This is a genomic window from Polaromonas sp., assembly GCF_031411155.1.
Taxonomy (GTDB): Bacteria; Pseudomonadota; Gammaproteobacteria; order Burkholderiales; family Burkholderiaceae_C; genus Polaromonas.
In genome coordinates this window covers 1-14,600 of record NZ_JANOAL010000072.1, presented here as the reverse complement: position 1 = coordinate 14,600, position 14,600 = coordinate 1, and the positions used below count along the sequence as shown (strand labels likewise).

14 protein-coding genes are annotated in these 14,600 nt (G+C 67.2%); 7 read left to right on the top strand and 7 right to left on the bottom strand.

The annotated features are described in order from the left end of the window. Positions 1-1,107 (bottom strand): lysophospholipid transporter LplT (lplT, locus tag RMO23_RS04165; protein WP_309678841.1); only part of this gene is annotated, 1,107 nt, incomplete at its 3' end. A 192-nt stretch (positions 1,108-1,299) separates the two neighbouring features. Here lplT and alr point away from each other — a divergent pair. Beyond that, the gene (gene alr / locus RMO23_RS04160) at positions 1,300-2,397 is read left to right on the top strand and encodes an alanine racemase (protein WP_309678840.1); all 1,098 of its coding nucleotides are present in this window, start codon (positions 1,300-1,302) and stop codon (positions 2,395-2,397) included. 43 nt (positions 2,398-2,440) lie between these two features. On the opposite strand, the gene RMO23_RS04155 is transcribed toward alr, so the two are convergent. Then, complete coding sequence (locus RMO23_RS04155) at positions 2,441-3,415, bottom strand: 2-dehydropantoate 2-reductase (protein WP_309678839.1); 975 nt, start codon at positions 3,413-3,415, stop codon at positions 2,441-2,443. A gap of 177 nt (positions 3,416-3,592) precedes the next feature. Here RMO23_RS04155 and radA point away from each other — a divergent pair, with 177 nt between their 5' ends. The 5 genes from radA (at position 3,593) to waaF (ending at position 8,055) form a co-directional block, all read left to right on the top strand. After that, positions 3,593-5,056: a DNA repair protein RadA gene (gene radA / locus RMO23_RS04150; protein WP_309678838.1), complete on the top strand. Its 1,464-nt coding sequence runs from the start codon at positions 3,593-3,595 to the stop codon at positions 5,054-5,056. 151 nt (positions 5,057-5,207) lie between these two features. After that, positions 5,208-5,609 carry a glycerate kinase gene (locus RMO23_RS04145; RefSeq protein ID WP_309678837.1) on the top strand — a complete coding sequence of 134 codons (402 nt, stop codon included), beginning with the start codon at positions 5,208-5,210 and terminating at the stop codon, positions 5,607-5,609. 37 nt (positions 5,610-5,646) lie between these two features. Then, entirely contained in the window at positions 5,647-6,588 is a 942-nt protein-coding gene (locus RMO23_RS04140) for a branched-chain amino acid transaminase (protein WP_309678836.1), read from the top strand. 114 nt (positions 6,589-6,702) lie between these two features. Continuing rightward, positions 6,703-6,912 (top strand): zinc-finger domain-containing protein, encoded by a 210-nt coding sequence (locus RMO23_RS04135; RefSeq protein ID WP_309678835.1) that lies wholly within the window; start codon positions 6,703-6,705, stop codon positions 6,910-6,912. A gap of 90 nt (positions 6,913-7,002) precedes the next feature. Further along, positions 7,003-8,055: a lipopolysaccharide heptosyltransferase II gene (gene waaF, locus RMO23_RS04130; protein ID WP_309678834.1), complete on the top strand. Its 1,053-nt coding sequence runs from the start codon at positions 7,003-7,005 to the stop codon at positions 8,053-8,055. On the opposite strand, the gene RMO23_RS04125 is transcribed toward waaF, so the two are convergent. Together RMO23_RS04125 and RMO23_RS04120 are read right to left on the bottom strand one after the other, a co-directional pair. Then, the gene (locus RMO23_RS04125) at positions 8,027-8,656 is read right to left on the bottom strand and encodes a carboxymuconolactone decarboxylase family protein (protein ID WP_309678833.1); all 630 of its coding nucleotides are present in this window, start codon (positions 8,654-8,656) and stop codon (positions 8,027-8,029) included. The two genes, waaF and RMO23_RS04125, sit on opposite strands and share 29 nt — an antisense overlap. After that, positions 8,646-9,887, bottom strand: coding sequence for a YbfB/YjiJ family MFS transporter (locus tag RMO23_RS04120; protein WP_309678832.1), 1,242 nt, complete (start codon positions 9,885-9,887; stop codon positions 8,646-8,648). Before RMO23_RS04120 ends, RMO23_RS04125 begins: the two co-directional genes overlap by 11 nt. A gap of 64 nt (positions 9,888-9,951) precedes the next feature. Here RMO23_RS04120 and RMO23_RS04115 point away from each other — a divergent pair, with 64 nt between their 5' ends. Further along, a complete protein-coding gene (locus tag RMO23_RS04115; RefSeq protein ID WP_309678831.1) occupies positions 9,952-10,812 on the top strand; it encodes a LysR substrate-binding domain-containing protein in 861 nt (286 codons plus the stop codon). A gap of 275 nt (positions 10,813-11,087) precedes the next feature. Here the strand turns inward: RMO23_RS04115 and RMO23_RS04110 are convergent, their stop codons facing one another. The 3 genes from RMO23_RS04110 to RMO23_RS04100 all read right to left on the bottom strand — a co-directional run. Further along, the gene (locus RMO23_RS04110; RefSeq protein ID WP_309678842.1) at positions 11,088-12,380 is read right to left on the bottom strand and encodes an ATP-binding protein; all 1,293 of its coding nucleotides are present in this window, start codon (positions 12,378-12,380) and stop codon (positions 11,088-11,090) included. Positions 12,381-12,413: 33 nt separating this feature from the next. Then, positions 12,414-13,133 (bottom strand): response regulator transcription factor, encoded by a 720-nt coding sequence (locus RMO23_RS04105; RefSeq protein ID WP_309678830.1) that lies wholly within the window; start codon positions 13,131-13,133, stop codon positions 12,414-12,416. A 195-nt stretch (positions 13,134-13,328) separates the two neighbouring features. Beyond that, positions 13,329-14,600: AmpG family muropeptide MFS transporter (locus RMO23_RS04100; RefSeq protein ID WP_309678829.1), on the bottom strand; the 1,272-nt coding region annotated here is incomplete at its 5' end.

The following is a 14,600-nucleotide window of genomic DNA, read 5'->3' as shown; positions in this document are numbered from 1 at the left end:
GCCCGCGCCCAGCGCCAGGATGCAGGCCTGCTCGTTGAAGTTTTGCACCGCGATCGAGCGCCCGGCGCCCATCAGGTTGTGGCCGCGGTGCTGCAGCAGCGCGTTCATCGGCACCACCAGAAAGCCGCCCAGGCCGCCCAGCAGAATCAGAAAAGGCGCGGCGACCCAGACATTGCTGATGAAGTTCATCAAAATCACCAGCAGGCCCATGGCAATGCCCAGCGGCATCACGCGGGTGGCCTGGTCCAGCCGCATGCGCATCGAGGCCAAAATGGCGCCGGCCGCCGTGCCAATCGCCACCACGCCCACCAGCGACGAGGCCTGCGTGGTGCTGTAGCCCAGCGCCGCCGCGCTCCAGGCCAGCACGATGTAGCGCAGGTTGCCCGAAACGCCCCAGAACAGCGTGGTCGTGGCCAGCGAGATCTGGCCCAGCTTGTCGCGCCACAGCGCCGCATTGCAGTACCAGAAATCGGGCAGCAGCTCGAGCTTGTTGTGCGGCATGTGCCGCATCTCCACGCCGGTGTGCGGAATGCGCAGGTTGAACCAGGCGGCAATGACGTACAGCACGATCAGGATGGCAATGGCTGCCTCGGGCGCGGTGTCAATGCTGGTGTCGATCAGCGGCAGATCGAAGGCCAGCAGCCGATGCGACATCGCCTGGCCGATCAGCTGGCCGCCCAGCAGCACGCCCAGAATGATGGAGGAAATCGTCAGGCCCTCGATCCAGCCATTGGCCTTGACCAGTTGCGAGGCCGGCAGCAGCTCGGTCAGGATGCCGTACTTGGCCGGTGAATAGGCGGCCGCGCCGAGACCGACGATCGCATAGGCCAGCAGCGGGTGCGAGCCAAACAGCATCATCAGGCAGCCCACGATCTTGATGGCGTTGCTGATGAACATGACGTTGCCCTTGGGCCGGGCGTCGGCATAGGCGCCGACAAACGGCGCCAGCACCACGTAAAACAGCGCAAACATCGGCACCAGCGCGGCCGGCTGCCACTTGGGCGCGCCGCTGGTTTTCAGCAGTTCCACGGCAGCGACGAAAAGGGCGTTATCAGCCAGTGAGCTGAAGAACTGGGCCGCCATGATGGTGTAAAAACCGCGCTTCATTAATTTGTTGTGATCACAGCAGGGAATGCATCAGCAGGTCTGATGCCGCAAGATATGCGTGAATGTCTCCGGTCGATTCCGGTTTATAGCATGGGGGCTGGTGTCAGAATCGGCAATAAGCGTCAACCCGCTGTATTAAAGATCCGGCCGCGATGCAGGCGCGCCACTCTCCCTCAAGGACTATTTTTCGCCATGCCCCGTCCCATTCTCGCCACCATTCACCCCGCCGCGTTCACGCACAACCTGGCCCGCGTGCGCGTGGCCGCACCGGACGCGCGGGTCTGGGCCATCGTCAAGGCCAACGCCTACGGCCACGGCATCGAGCGCGCCTTTGACGGCCTGCGCAGCGCCGACGGCTTTGCGCTGCTCGATCTGGCCGAGGCCCAGCGCCTGCGCGCGCTCGACTGGCGCGGCCCGATTCTGCTGCTCGAAGGCTGCTTCGAGGCGCGCGACCTGGAGCTGTGTTCGCGGCTGGGCCTGTGGCACACGATTCACTGCAACGAGCAGGTCGACATGCTGGCGGCGCACAAGACCCAGCTGCCGCAGCGCGTGTTTCTGAAGATGAACTCCGGCATGAACCGCCTCGGCTTCACGCCCGAGCGTTACCGCGCCGCCTGGACGCGGCTCAACGCCCTGCCGCAGGTGGAAGAGATTTCGCTGATGACGCATTTCTCGGACGCCGACGGCCCCAGGGGCGTGGCCGAACAGCTCAAGGCCTTCGAGGCCGTGACCCACGACCTGCCCGGCGAGCGCACGCTGAGCAACAGCGCCGGCCTGCTGCGCCATGGCGACTTGCTGGCGGCCCGCTCCGACTGGGTGCGCCCGGGCATTGCGGTGTACGGCAGCGCCCCCGACTTTCCCGACCACAGCGCCGCCGACTGGGGCCTGCAGCCGGCCATGACCCTGTCGGCCAGGATCATCGGCCTGCAAAACCTGGCGGCCGGCGACACGGTGGGCTACGGCTCCAGCTTTGTCGCCGACGGCCCGCTGCGCATCGGCGTGGTGGCCTGCGGCTATGCCGACGGCTACCCGCGCCACTGCACGACCGGCACGCCGGTGCTGGTGCACGGCGTGCGCTGCCGCATGGTGGGCCGCGTCAGCATGGACATGATCACCGTCGACTTGACGCCGGTGCCCGAGGCCGGCATGGGCAGTGAAGTGACCCTGTGGGGCCGGGCTTCGAATGGCACTGTGTTGCCGATCGACGAGGTGGCGCGCGCCGCCGGCACCGTCGGCTACGAGTTGATGTGCGCGCTGGCGCAGCGCGTGCCGGTGGTCGTGGGGGACTGAATCACTGGGTGTGGCCGATTCGCCCCTTGCAGCGGGCGGCCTGTCAGTACAGCCCTTTCACCCGCGCCTGCAGCCGCGCCAGCCCCAGCAGCGCATCGGTAAATGGCGTGGCCACGCCGGTCAGCGTGCCGAGTTCTTGCACCACCGTCACCAGCGCATCGAGCTCGACCGCCTTGCCGGCCTCCACGTCCTGCAGCATCGAGGTCTTGAAGGCGCCCAGCTTGAGCGTGACGGCGTGGCGGTCCTCGGGTTGCTGCTCGATGCGGATGCCCAGCCGCGCGCCGATCTCCTTGGCTTCCAGCATCACGCGCGAGATAAAGCCGCGCACCTGCGCGTCGGCCATGATCCGGTCGGTGGTGGCGCCGGTCAGGGCGCTGATCGGGTTGACCGTCATGTTGCCCCAGAGCTTGAACCAGATGTCGTGCTGGATTTGCGCCGACACCGGCGCCTCGAAACCGGCTTGCTGCAGCAGCGCGGCCAGCCGCAGCACGCGGGCGGTTTTTTTGCCCGAGGGCTCGCCCAGAATCAGCTTGTTGCCAAAGTGATGGCGCACCAGACCCGGCGCGTCCAGCGAGCAACTGGCGTGCACCACGCAGCCGACGATGTGCGGCGCGGGTATCGCCCGCGCCAGTTCGCCGCCGGGGTCCACCGCGTTCAACGGCGTGCCGGCCAGCGCGCCGCCAAAGCCCTGCAAAAACCACCAGGGCACGCCGTTCATGGCGGTCAGCACCAGGGTGTCGGGGCCGAGCAGCGGCGCGATGTGGCGCGCCACCTCGGGTAGCGACGGCGCCTTGACCGCCAGCACCACCAGGTCCTGCACGCCCAGCTCGGCCGGGTTGTCGCTGCAGGCCACGGCCTGCGCGCTGAGGGCGCCGGCCTGGTTCAGCCGCAGGCCGTGCTGTCGCAGCGCCTGCAGCGTCGCGCCGCGCGCCACCACGCTGACCGGGCAGCCGACCCGCGCCAACGCGCCGCCTATCCAGCCGCCAATGGCGCCCGCGCCGTAAATGCCTGTTTTCATCGGTTCAGCCTCAAAAAATGAATCAAAATGGTCGCTAGCCCACGAATAATAAGCACCTGCAGCTATTGATTTAATAGCAAACGACGGCTGGCAAAACACCGCCCTGAAGCCCGCAATTATTCACGCTCTGCACCGTCTGTGTGAATTTCCGCCGGCCCGGGCCGCTATATTCAAACCATGGCCCAAAAAGAAAAGACGATCTACACCTGCACCGAATGCGGCGGCAGCAGCCCCAAGTGGCTGGGCAAGTGCCCGGCCTGCAATGCCTGGAACACGCTGATCGAGTCGGTCGCCGACAGCGCCGGCGGCAAAAACCGCTACAGCAGCCCGCGCCAGGGCCTGGCCAGGGCCTCTGAAGTCACCACCCTGGCCGACATCGACGCCACCGACATGCAGCGCACGCCCACCGGCCACGAGGAGCTGGACCGGGTGCTGGGCGGCGGCATTGTCGAAGGCGGCGTGGTGCTGATAGGCGGCGACCCCGGCATCGGCAAATCGACGCTGCTGCTGCAGGCGCTCGATTCGCTGCAGCGCGCCTTCGACGCGCGCTTGAGCGCCGCCGGGCCGCCCCAAGGCGCGAAGGCCCCCTCGGGGGGCAGCGACCCACACGCAGTGGGGAAGCGTGGGGGCACTTTGTACGTCACCGGCGAGGAAAGCGGCGCGCAGGTCGCGCTGCGCTCGCGCCGGCTCGGGCTGGACGGCTCGCAGGTCAAGGTGATGGCCGAAATCCAGCTCGACAAAATCCTGGCCACGCTGGAGGCGCTGCAGCCCGACATCGCGGTGATTGACTCGATCCAGACCGTGTATTCCGACCAGCTGACCTCGGCCCCCGGCTCGGTGGCGCAGGTGCGCGAGTGCGCGGCGCACCTGACGCGCGCGGCGAAATCGAGCGGCGTCTGCATCGTGCTGGTCGGCCATGTCACGAAAGAGGGCGCGCTGGCCGGCCCGCGCGTGCTCGAGCACATGGTCGACACCGTGCTCTACTTTGAAGGCGACACGCATTCGAGCTTCCGGCTGGTGCGCGCCATCAAGAACCGCTTTGGCGCGGTCAACGAGATCGGCGTCTTTGCCATGACCGAAAAAGGCCTGAAGGGCGTGACCAATCCGAGCGCGATCTTCTTGAGCCAGCACAGCGAGCCGGTGCCCGGCAGCTGCGTGCTGGTCACGCTCGAAGGCACGCGGCCCCTACTGGTCGAGATTCAGGCGCTGGTCGACAACGGCGGGCCTTCGCCAAGACGCCTCAGCGTGGGTCTGGACAAGGACCGGCTGGCCATGCTGCTGGCGGTGCTGCACCGCCATGCCGGGGTCGCCTGCATGGACCAGGACGTGTTCGTCAACGCGGTGGGCGGCGTGCGCATCAGCGAGCCGGCGGCCGATCTGGCGGTGATGCTGGCGATTACCTCCAGCCTGCGCGGCAAGCCGCTGCCCAAGGGCTTTATTGCCTTTGGCGAAGTCGGCCTGGCCGGTGAAGTGCGGCCCGCGCCACGCGGCCAGGAGCGGCTGAAGGAAGCCGCCAAGCTGGGTTTTAGCGTGGCCGTGGTGCCCAAGGCCAATGCGCCCAGGAAGCCGATCGAGGGCCTGACCATCCACGCCGTCGAGCGCATCGAGCAGGCGCTGGAGGTGGTGCGGCGCCTGGACTGAAAAACTGATGCTATTAAAACAATAGCTGCAGGCGCACGTTGTACGAGGGCTAGAGGCCTAAAACACCTGTAAAACGCGAAAAAACGCGGCGCCGGGCGGCTACGCACTCCCCACAGGGCGGGCCCGGCGCCAGCGCTGCGAAAATAGCGCCATGAACTTTCAGAAAATTATGGTTCCCGTCGTCGGCCTGGCGGGCGTGGTGCTGGCTTACCGCTTTTATGGCTGGCCCGGTGTGGCTGCCGCTGCCAGCGTGCTGGTGTTCTGGCTACTGCTGCATTTCAGCCGCATGATGCAGGTGTTAAAGCGCGCCGCCAACCGGCCGATTGGCCATGTCGACAGCGCCGTCATGCTCAATGCCAGGCTCAAGCCCGGCATGACCCTGATGCATGTGATTGCCATGACGCGGGCGCTGGGCGAGCGCCAATCGGCCAGGGACGAGCAGCCCGAGCTGTTTCGCTGGACCGATGGCACGGCCTCGCATGTGACCTGCACCTTTGTCGGCGGCAAGCTGGCGCAGCACGAGCTTTTCCGGCCCGATCAGGCGGCCTCGTAAAATCAGGCTTTCTTCAACATCCCCACAGGAACGCACCATGGCCCCAGTAGCCCCTCCCCTGGACGACCGCGACGGCAAGATCTGGATGGACGGCCAGATGGTTGACTGGCGCGACGCCAAGATTCATGTGCTGAGCCACACCCTGCATTACGGCTGCGGCGCGTTTGAAGGCGTGCGCGCCTACAAGACGGCCGATGGCGGCACGGCGATTTTCCGGCTCGAGGAGCACACCGAGCGCCTGTTCAACAGCGCCAAGATCCTGCGCATGAAGATTCCTTTTTCCAAGGAAGAAGTCAACGAAGCACAAAAAGCCGTGGTGCGTGAGAACCAGCTGGAGAGCTGCTACCTGCGCCCGCTGACCTGGATTGGCTCGCAAAAGCTCGGCGTCAGCCCCAAGGGCAACCAGATCCACCTGATGGTGGCGGCCTGGGCCTGGGGCGCCTACCTCGGCGAAGAAGGCATGAAGCGCGGCATCCGCGTCAAGACCTCCAGCTACACGCGGCACCACGTCAACATCACCATGACGCAGGCCAAGGCGGTCAGCAACTACACCAACTCGATTCTGGCCAACATGGAAGCGCTGGACGACGGTTACGACGAAGCCCTGCTGCTCGACGCCTCGGGTTTTGTCAGCGAAGGCGCGGGGGAGAACATTTTTGTCATCAAGGGCGGCGTGGTCTACACGCCCGACCTGTCGGCCGGCGCGCTCAACGGCATCACGCGCAACACCGTGCTGCACATCTGCAAGGACCTGGGGCTGGAACTGGTGCAAAAACGCATCACGCGCGACGAGGTCTACATCAGCGACGAAGCATTTTTTACCGGCACCGCCGCCGAAGTCACGCCGATTCGCGAGCTCGACCGCATCGAGATCGGCGCCGGCTCGCGCGGCCCCATCACCGAGAAAATCCAGAGCGCCTTCTTTGACATCGTCAACGGCCGCAATCCGAAATACGCCCACTGGCTGGCGAAAATCTGAACATATGGCCCCCACGCTTGTCACTGCGTGTACTGCGCTGCCCCCCGAGGGGGCTGCAGTCGCCTTGGGGCGGCCCGGCGGCGCTGCGGCTTCTCCAAATTGACCAAGGAATTTATGACCAAATCATTCAACGTCGAACTGCTGGCGGCCGACCTCAACGACCAGGGCGGCGTCTACTGCCCCAGCCCCAAGGCCGACATGAAGCTCTGGAACAGCCACCCCAAGGTCTACCTGGACGTGGCCCGCACCGGAGCAGCCAAGTGCCCTTACTGCGGCACGGTGTACCAGCTCAAAGAGGGCGAGCACTTCGGTGGTGCACATTAAGCCCCCATGCTTTTCACTTCGTGTAATGCGCTGCCCCTTTATTCGCGATAAGGGGCTGGCCTTGCTTGGGGCGGCCCGGCGCTGCGGCCGATGACAGCTAACGCGCAAACGCTGAACTCCCTCATCATCGCGCCGCAGTGGATAGGCGATGCCGTGATGACCGAGCCGCTGCTGCGGCGCCTCGCGGCGCGCGGTGAGCGCCTCACGGTGGGCGCCTTGCCCTGGGTGGCGCCGGTGTACCGGGCCATGCCGCAGGTGGCCGAGGTGATTGAATTTCCGTTTGCCCATGGCGGCCTGCAGTTCAAGGCGCGCCGCGCCATTGCCCGGCAGGTCGAGGGCCGGTTTGACAAGGCCTACGTGCTGCCCAACTCGCTGAAAAGCGCGCTGCTGCCGTTTCTGGCCAGCATTCCCGAGCGCATCGGCTACTTTGGCGAGGCGCGCGTGGGGCTGCTCACGCAGCGGCTGAAAAACCCCAGGGACAAGCCGCCCATGGTGGCGTTTTATTCGGCGCTCAGTGGCGAGGCCGGGCTGCAAGCCGACCGGCCGCATCTGCAGCTGGCGGTCGCCGAAGTCGATGCCGCGCTGCAGGCGCTGGGCCTGCAGCGCGGCGGCTATGTGGTGTTTGCGCCGGGCGCCGAGTTCGGCCCGGCCAAACGCTGGCCGGCCGCGCATTTTGCCGCGCTGGCGCGTTCGCTCGATTTGCCGGTGCTGTTGCTCGGCTCGGGCAAGGAGGCGGCCCTGTGCGAGGAAATCAGCGCCGCCGCGCCCGGCCATTGCCGCAACCTGGCGGGTAAAACCACACTGGTGCAGGCCTTGTGCGCCATCGCTGCCGCAAAAAGCGTCATCAGCAACGACTCCGGCCTGATGCATGTGGCGGCCGCGTTTGGCACGCCGCAGGTGGCGATTTTCGGCTCGTCCAGCCCGCTGCACACGCCGCCGCTGAGCGAACAGGCCAGCGTGATCTGGCTGAAAAACGATGCGGCCTACCAGCCGCCGCTGGACTGCGCGCCCTGCTTTGCGCGCGATTGCCCGCTCGGCCACACCCGCTGCCTCAACGACATCGGCCCGGATCGGGTGCGGCAGTTGTTGGCGCAGGGCGCCGCTGCCTCCGCCGTCACGGCGGGAACGCCGCCAGCGCGCTAAGGCCCGGCACGCCCGGCGCCGGCGTGCGCGCAACGTTCATGACCCAGCAGACGGTCACGAAGTAACCGACCAGGCTGACCAGCTCCACCACGCCCTGCTCGCCAAACAGCGCCAACGCTTCGGCATAGCTCCCATCGCTGGCGCCGTGGTGCTGCAACACCTCCTGCGCCAGCTCGAGCGCCGCCAGTTCGTCGGCCGGCAAGCCGCGCGGGTGCTTGCCGGCAGCGACCGACGCGAGGGTGGGCGCGGCCACCCCGGCTTGCAGGGCCAGCGGGGCGTGCATCAGCCACTCGAACTGGTTGCCGACCGCGCGCGCCACCACGCACATGACCAGCTCGCGAATGCGGGCATCGAGCACGCTGTCGAAGCGCAGGTACTCGCCGACCTTGCCGAGCCGGCTCATCAGCTCCGGGCTGCGCAGCAGCGCGATGAAGGGGCCGAAGACCGCCTTGCGCGGCCCGGCCACCAGGGCGTCGGCGGCGGCCTGCTGCGCTGGCGTCATGTCAGCGCGCGCCATCGGCGGCAGCCGGTCCTGCGCTTGCGGTGAAAAACCTTGCGGCACGGCAAATGGCTGGCCGGCCGGCTTGTCTTTAGGGTTCATGGGGGAGGTCCTTGGGTTGAATAATGGTGAGGGGCCAGCGCCGCAGCAGCCACAGCGCGCTGGCGACCAGCACCAGCGTGGCAATGACCAGCGCAACGCGAATGCCGTCCATGGCGCCCGCAAAGCCCAGGCCCAGCAGGGCCGAGGCGATGGGCCCGGCGATCTGGCCGACGGCGAATGCCGCCGTCATTTGCCCGAGCAGCCGGGTGGCCTGCGCACCCGCGCGCGCCCTGGCTTCCTGCAGCCCGGCCATGGTGATGACCATGAAGCTGCCGCCGACCAGGGTAGCCGATAGCAGCACCGTGGCAGCCGAGGGCCAGAAGGCCGGCAGGGCCGTGCCTGCGGCCATCAGCAACTGGCTGGCGACCCAAAGCTGGATGCGCGACGCGCTGGAAAAATAGCGGCTCGCCAGCCAGGTGGAAGCCGCCGCCGCCAGGCCGAACACCGGCCAGGCCCAGCCGAAAAACGCCGGGTCGTCCAGCACGGCGCGCGCCATGGCGGGCAAAAAAGTGGCCGGCAAAATGTAGCCAAAGCCAAAGCAGCCATAGGCGATGACGAGCCGGCGTTGCGCCGGGGGGGAAGCGTCGGCCGAGGCAGCGGCTGCGGCCACTGGCGCGGCGGACCGCTCCGGGCCGTCGGCTGCGGGAACCAGCACCAGCACGGCCGCGGCCAGCAGCGCGGCCAGCGCCCCGAGCTGCCACCAGAGCGTCGTGGCCGGCAGCTGCAGCCCGGCGCCCAGCAGGCAATAGAGGCCGGCCAGGCTGATGCCCGTGCCGACGCCGGCGTAAAGCAAGCCGGCCAGCGCCGGCCGGCCGCTTCGCGCCAGTTCGGCCAGGCACCAGGCACTGGTGCCGACCAGCACCCAGGCGCTCAGCACGCCGGCGCCAAAACGCAGCGCGAACCACCCGGCCATCTGGTCGGTCCAGCTCATCGCCGCTGTCAGCAGGGCGATCAGCGGCACGCTGGCGCGGATCAGCGTTTGGGGGTTCAACCCGAGCCGCGACACCGTGCTGGCGCCGGCGAAATAGCCCAGGTAATTGGCGCTGGCCAGCCAGGCAGCCGCCGTGAGGTCCAGCTGGCCGGCGGCCTGCATCAGCGGCAGCAGCGGGGTAAAGGCAAAACGCCCTATGCCCATGGCAATCACCAGCGCCACAAAGCCCGCCAGGCAGGCCCGGCCGGCGCTCAGGGGCGCGGCGGCAACATTGGTGGCAAGGGCTTGCGGAGCGGGCATGGACCCATTAGAGCGAGCTCCGCTAAAGTTGACAAATGAATAATTCTGAACTTTCATTCTGTTTATGAGAATGCTGGACCTGGACTCGCTGCAGATTTTTCGGGCCGTCGTGAGCGAAGGCGGCATCATCCGCGCCGCGCGCAAATTGCACCGGGTGCAGTCGAACGTGACAACGCGCGTAAGCCAGCTGGAACAGCGCCTGGGCGTCGCGCTGTTTCGCCGCCAGGGCCGCGCGCTGGTGCTGACGCCCGAAGGGCAGTTGCTGGTGCAGTATGCCGACCGCCTGTTCCGGCTCGCCGATGAGGCGCAAAGCGCCCTGCAGGCCGGGCAGCCGCGTGGCGTTTTCCGCCTCGGTTCGCTCGAAAGCACGGCTGGCAGCCGCTTGCCCGCCGTGCTCTCGCGTTACCACCTGACGTTTCCGGCGGTGACGGTCGAGCTCGTGACCGGCACCACGGCGGCGCTGGTGCACAAGGTGGCGAACTACGAGCTTGAAGCCGCGTTCGTTTCCGAACCCTTCACGGCGCCCGAACTCAGTTCGCGGCCACTTTTTGATGAAGAGCTGGTGCTGATCACCGCGCACGGCCAGCGCAAAATCGCCAGGCCGGCGCAGTTGCGCGGCGCGACGCTGATCGCCTTTGCCAGTGGCTGCTCGTACCGAAAGTGCCTTGAAGACTGGCTCGGGCGGGCCCGCGTGATGCCGGGCCGGGTGCTCGAGTTTGCCTCTTACCAGGCGATGATTGCCTGCGTCTCGGCGGGCACGGGCGTGGCCATCGTGCCGCGCTCCCTGCTGGCCGCGCTCAAGGCCACCGACGACGTGCAGCTGCATGAGTTGCCGCTGCGGCTCAGGCGCAACCGTACCCACCTGGTCTGGCGCGACGCGCCCTCCGTGGCGCTGGCCGGGCTGATGGATTTGCCGCTGGCCTAGGCCTCGGGGTCGCAGCCTGTCGGACCGCAGCGGCCAAAAAAAAGCCACCCGAAGGCGGCTTGTGGAAAATCCTCCGTCGGGAGGACTCTTTGGGAGACCCCATAGATTCTTCCGACTTTTGGGGCTTGCGGCCCGGGTCGTTGATTTCCTGAAATTTCCGGAGTGTTGTGACAGCAACAGCCTTACTTTGGCTCAGGCGGGCGCTTTTGACCATTACCCAAACGGGGGATGGCGCGGGTTTTTCTCGATAAAAGTGGTGCTTGACGTGACTTAGTTCACGTTTTTTGCGAGCTGAGCGGTAGCGCGACCACAAAGGAGGCGCCGCCACCGGGCCGCGCTTCGCAGCGCACGCTGCCGCCGTGGCGCTGGCTGATGGACTTGACCAGCGCCAGCCCCAGCCCCACGCCGCCTTCGCGTTCGCTGGCGCCGGGCAGGCGGTAAAACGGCTCGAAAATCCGCTCGCGCTGGTCGGCCGGCACGCCCGGGCCGCGGTCATGCACCTTGATGACGGCCAGCGGCTGGCTGCCGACCCGGGTTTGCGCCAGTTCCAGGCTGATGTCGCCCTGGCTGTAGCGCCTGGCGTTTTCCAGCAGGTTGCGAATCAGCCGGCGCAGCAGCCGCGGTGAGCCTTCGAGCGTCAGGCTGTGCGCGCTGGATGCCGAGCCCAGATCGGCGTTCAGCTCGGCATTGACGCGCGCGCATTCCTCGGCCGCCAGCCCGGTCAGGTCCAGCGTCTCAAAGGGCTCGGCATCGGCCTGGCGCGCATCGAGCCGGCTGGCCAGCAGGATTTCGTCGATCAGCTGGTCCAGCTCGTTGATGCTGCGCAGGATTTCAATTTTCTGGCGGCTCTCCAGCGTGGACGCGAACGGCCGCTGCGCCGGGCCGCCCCAAGCCAGGCCAGCCCCCTCGGGGGGCAGAGAGGACACGTCAGTGCCGAGCGTGGGGGCTAACAACTCCAGGCTCATGCGGATGCGCGCCAGCGGCGAGCGCAGCTCGTGCGAGGCATTGGCCAGCAGCGACTTGTGCGAATCCATCAGGGTTTCAATGCGCTCGGCCGCGTGGTTAAAGCGCCGGGCCAGAAACGCCACTTCGTCAGTGCCTTCGACCTGCATGCGCGCCGACAGGTCGCCCGCGCCCCAGCGCTCGACGCCGCGCTGCAGCGCCTCCAGCCGCAGCGTCAGGCGCCGCATCACCGGGTAGGCGCCCAGCGCCACCGCCAGGCCCACCAGGCCCAGCATCCAGCCAAAGCCAAAGCCAAACGGCGGCCGCATCCAGGGCGCGCCACCGGGCGGGCGCCTCGGCCGGGGCAGCAGCAGGTTCAGCGTCTGGCCGTCCTTGGTGACGACGTCAAACTCCAGGTCCTCGCCAAAGCGGCGGTCGGGTTTGGTTTGCGCCGTGCCAATCACCTCGCCCTGCGCGTTGTGCACCAGCACCTCGCGTATCGGCAGCAGCGGCGGGTCGCGGTCAAGCTGCCAGGCGGCGCCGACCAGAAAGGTCAGCAGCAGCACGGTGGCCACCACGGCCAGCCAGATGCGCACGTAGAGGTGGGACGCAAAGCGGGCCCACATATTGATGCCAAGTCGGCTCACGGGCGGCTCCGGTCAGTCTTGCTGCTTGGCAAACACATAGCCGACACCGCGCACCGTGAGAATGCGTTTCGGGTCCTTGGCATCGAGCTCGATGGCGTTGCGGATGCGGCCCATGTGCACGTCGATCGAGCGGTCAAAGGCTTCCAGCTCGCGTCCGCGCACGGCCTCCATGATCTGGTCGCGGCTCAGCACCCGGCCGGCGCGCTCGGCCAGGGCCACCAGCAGGTCGAACTGGTAAGAGGTCAGCTCGCAGGCAGTGCCCGACACCGAGACGCTGCGCGCATCGCGGTCAATCTCGAGCGAGCCAAAGCGCATGAGCTTGTGGCCTTCCGCGGCGGCGCCGCCGCTGCCGGCCTCGCCGCCGCGGCGCAGCACGGCGCGTATGCGCGCCAGCAGCTCGCGCGGCTCAAACGGCTTGGGCAGGTAGTCGTCGGCGCCGATTTCCAGGCCGACGATGCGGTCCATCGGGTCGCCCTTGGCGGTCAGCATCAGCACGGCGGCGCTGGCGCCCGCGCCGCCCTGGCCCTTGATGCGGCGGCACACCTCCAGGCCGTCCATGTCGGGCAGCATCAGGTCCAGAATCACCAGATCCGGCGGGCTGGCCTGCAGCGCGGTCAAGCCGGCGGCGCCGTCGGCCGCATGGGTAAAGCCGTAGCCCGACTGGCGCAGGTATTCGCCCACCATGGCGGCCAGGCGGGTGTCGTCTTCAATCATCAACAGTTGCTGTGTCATGGTCGGGTCCTCGGTTGCAGCGGGCGCACGGGTGCCACCCTGTCCGGTGCATGGTGCGCCGGGCGCGACAAGTGCGCTTGAAGCCATCGTAAAGTTGCGGTAAACCGCAGCGTTTGGCTTGCAGCATACGCCTTTGACGCCCGGCCCTGGAAGGCCGCGTTTTGCTATTTAATCAATAGCTAACCACGCCTGTTTTCAGGGGGCTGGAGCCGGTATTTGCCTGGAGGCAAGCCACACCAGCAGCAGCACCGGCAGGCCCAGCACGGCGGTGGCGGTGAAAAACTGGCTGTAACCATAGGCATCGACAAAAGTGCCCGAATAGCCGGCCAGAAACTTCGGCAGCAGCAGCATCATGGAGCTGAACAGCGCGTACTGGGTGGCCGAATAATTGACGTTGGTCAGGCTCGACAGGTAGGCAATGAAGGCCGCCGAGGCGATGCCGCTGGCCAGGTTGTCGGCCGAAATCACCAAAATCAGCGCATTGACGTCGTGCCCGCGCGCGCCCAGCCAGGCAAACAGCAGGTTGCTGGCGGCGCTCAGCAGCGCGCCCAGCATCAGCACCCGCATCACGCCAAAGCGCATCGCCAGCGCACCGCCGACAAAGGCGCCCACCAGCGTCATGATGACGCCAAAGACCTTGGTCACGGCGGCGACTTCGTCCTTGCTGTAGCCCATGTCCACATAAAACGGATTGGCCATGATGCCCATCACCACATCGCTGATGCGGTAGACCGCGATCAGCGCCAGGATCAGCACCGCGCGGTGGCCGTAGCGGCGCAAAAAATCGGCAAACGGTTCAATCAGCGCGCCCCTGAGCCATTCGGCGGCGTTGCGGGCCGGCGTCAGCGCGCGTGGCGCCGGTTCGGGCGACAGCAGCACCGTGGCCACGCCCAGCAGCATCGAGGCCGCCATCGCCAGGTAGGCCGTCTGCCAGGCGCCATGCTGGTAGACCGCGCCACCGGCCACCTCGGCGCGCGCCGCTATCCACAGCGCGCCGGCGCCGGCCCAGATCATCGCGATGCGGTAGCCGGTCTGGTAGGCGGCGGCCAGCGCGGCCTGGCGCGGCGTGTCGGCCGACTCGATGCGGTAGGCGTCGAGCGCGATGTCCTGCGTGGCCGAGCCAAACGCCACCGCCAGCGCGCACCACACCACCGGCGTCAGGGCCAGCCGCGGGTCGGTCAGCGCCATGCCCACCAGCGCGGCGATGATCAGCGCCTGCGATAGCAGCAGCCAGCTGCGGCGCCGTCCCAGCAGCCGCGTCAGCAGCGGAATCGGCAGCCGGTCCACCAGCGGCGCCCAGACCCACTTGAAGCCATAGGCCAGGCCGACCCAGCTCAGGTAGCCGATCGTGGTGCGGTCGATGCCGGCCTCGCGCAGCCAGAAGCTCAGCGTGCCAAACACCAGCAGCAGCGGCAGCCCGGCCGAAAACCCGAGCAGCAGCATGCGCAGGGTCGCGGCCTCGGTGTA

Excerpts from the sequence above, each read along its gene's own strand:
- waaF (WP_309678834.1), top strand. The coding sequence starts at position 7,003 with ATGACAGCTAACGCGCAAACGCTGAACTCCCTCATCATCGCGCCGCAG.
- RMO23_RS04140 (WP_309678836.1), top strand. The coding sequence starts at position 5,647 with ATGGCCCCAGTAGCCCCTCCCCTGGACGACCGCGACGGCAAGATCTGG.
- radA (WP_309678838.1), top strand. The coding sequence starts at position 3,593 with ATGGCCCAAAAAGAAAAGACGATCTACACCTGCACCGAATGCGGCGGC.
- RMO23_RS04135 (WP_309678835.1), top strand. The coding sequence starts at position 6,703 with ATGACCAAATCATTCAACGTCGAACTGCTGGCGGCCGACCTCAACGAC.
- RMO23_RS04125 (WP_309678833.1), bottom strand. The coding sequence starts at position 8,656 with ATGAACCCTAAAGACAAGCCGGCCGGCCAGCCATTTGCCGTGCCGCAA.
- alr (WP_309678840.1), top strand. The coding sequence starts at position 1,300 with ATGCCCCGTCCCATTCTCGCCACCATTCACCCCGCCGCGTTCACGCAC.
- RMO23_RS04145 (WP_309678837.1), top strand. The coding sequence starts at position 5,208 with ATGAACTTTCAGAAAATTATGGTTCCCGTCGTCGGCCTGGCGGGCGTG.
- RMO23_RS04110 (WP_309678842.1), bottom strand. The coding sequence starts at position 12,380 with ATGTGGGCCCGCTTTGCGTCCCACCTCTACGTGCGCATCTGGCTGGCC.
- RMO23_RS04115 (WP_309678831.1), top strand. The coding sequence starts at position 9,952 with ATGAGAATGCTGGACCTGGACTCGCTGCAGATTTTTCGGGCCGTCGTG.
- RMO23_RS04155 (WP_309678839.1), bottom strand. The coding sequence starts at position 3,415 with ATGAAAACAGGCATTTACGGCGCGGGCGCCATTGGCGGCTGGATAGGC.
- RMO23_RS04120 (WP_309678832.1), bottom strand. The coding sequence starts at position 9,887 with ATGCCCGCTCCGCAAGCCCTTGCCACCAATGTTGCCGCCGCGCCCCTG.
- RMO23_RS04105 (WP_309678830.1), bottom strand. The coding sequence starts at position 13,133 with ATGACACAGCAACTGTTGATGATTGAAGACGACACCCGCCTGGCCGCC.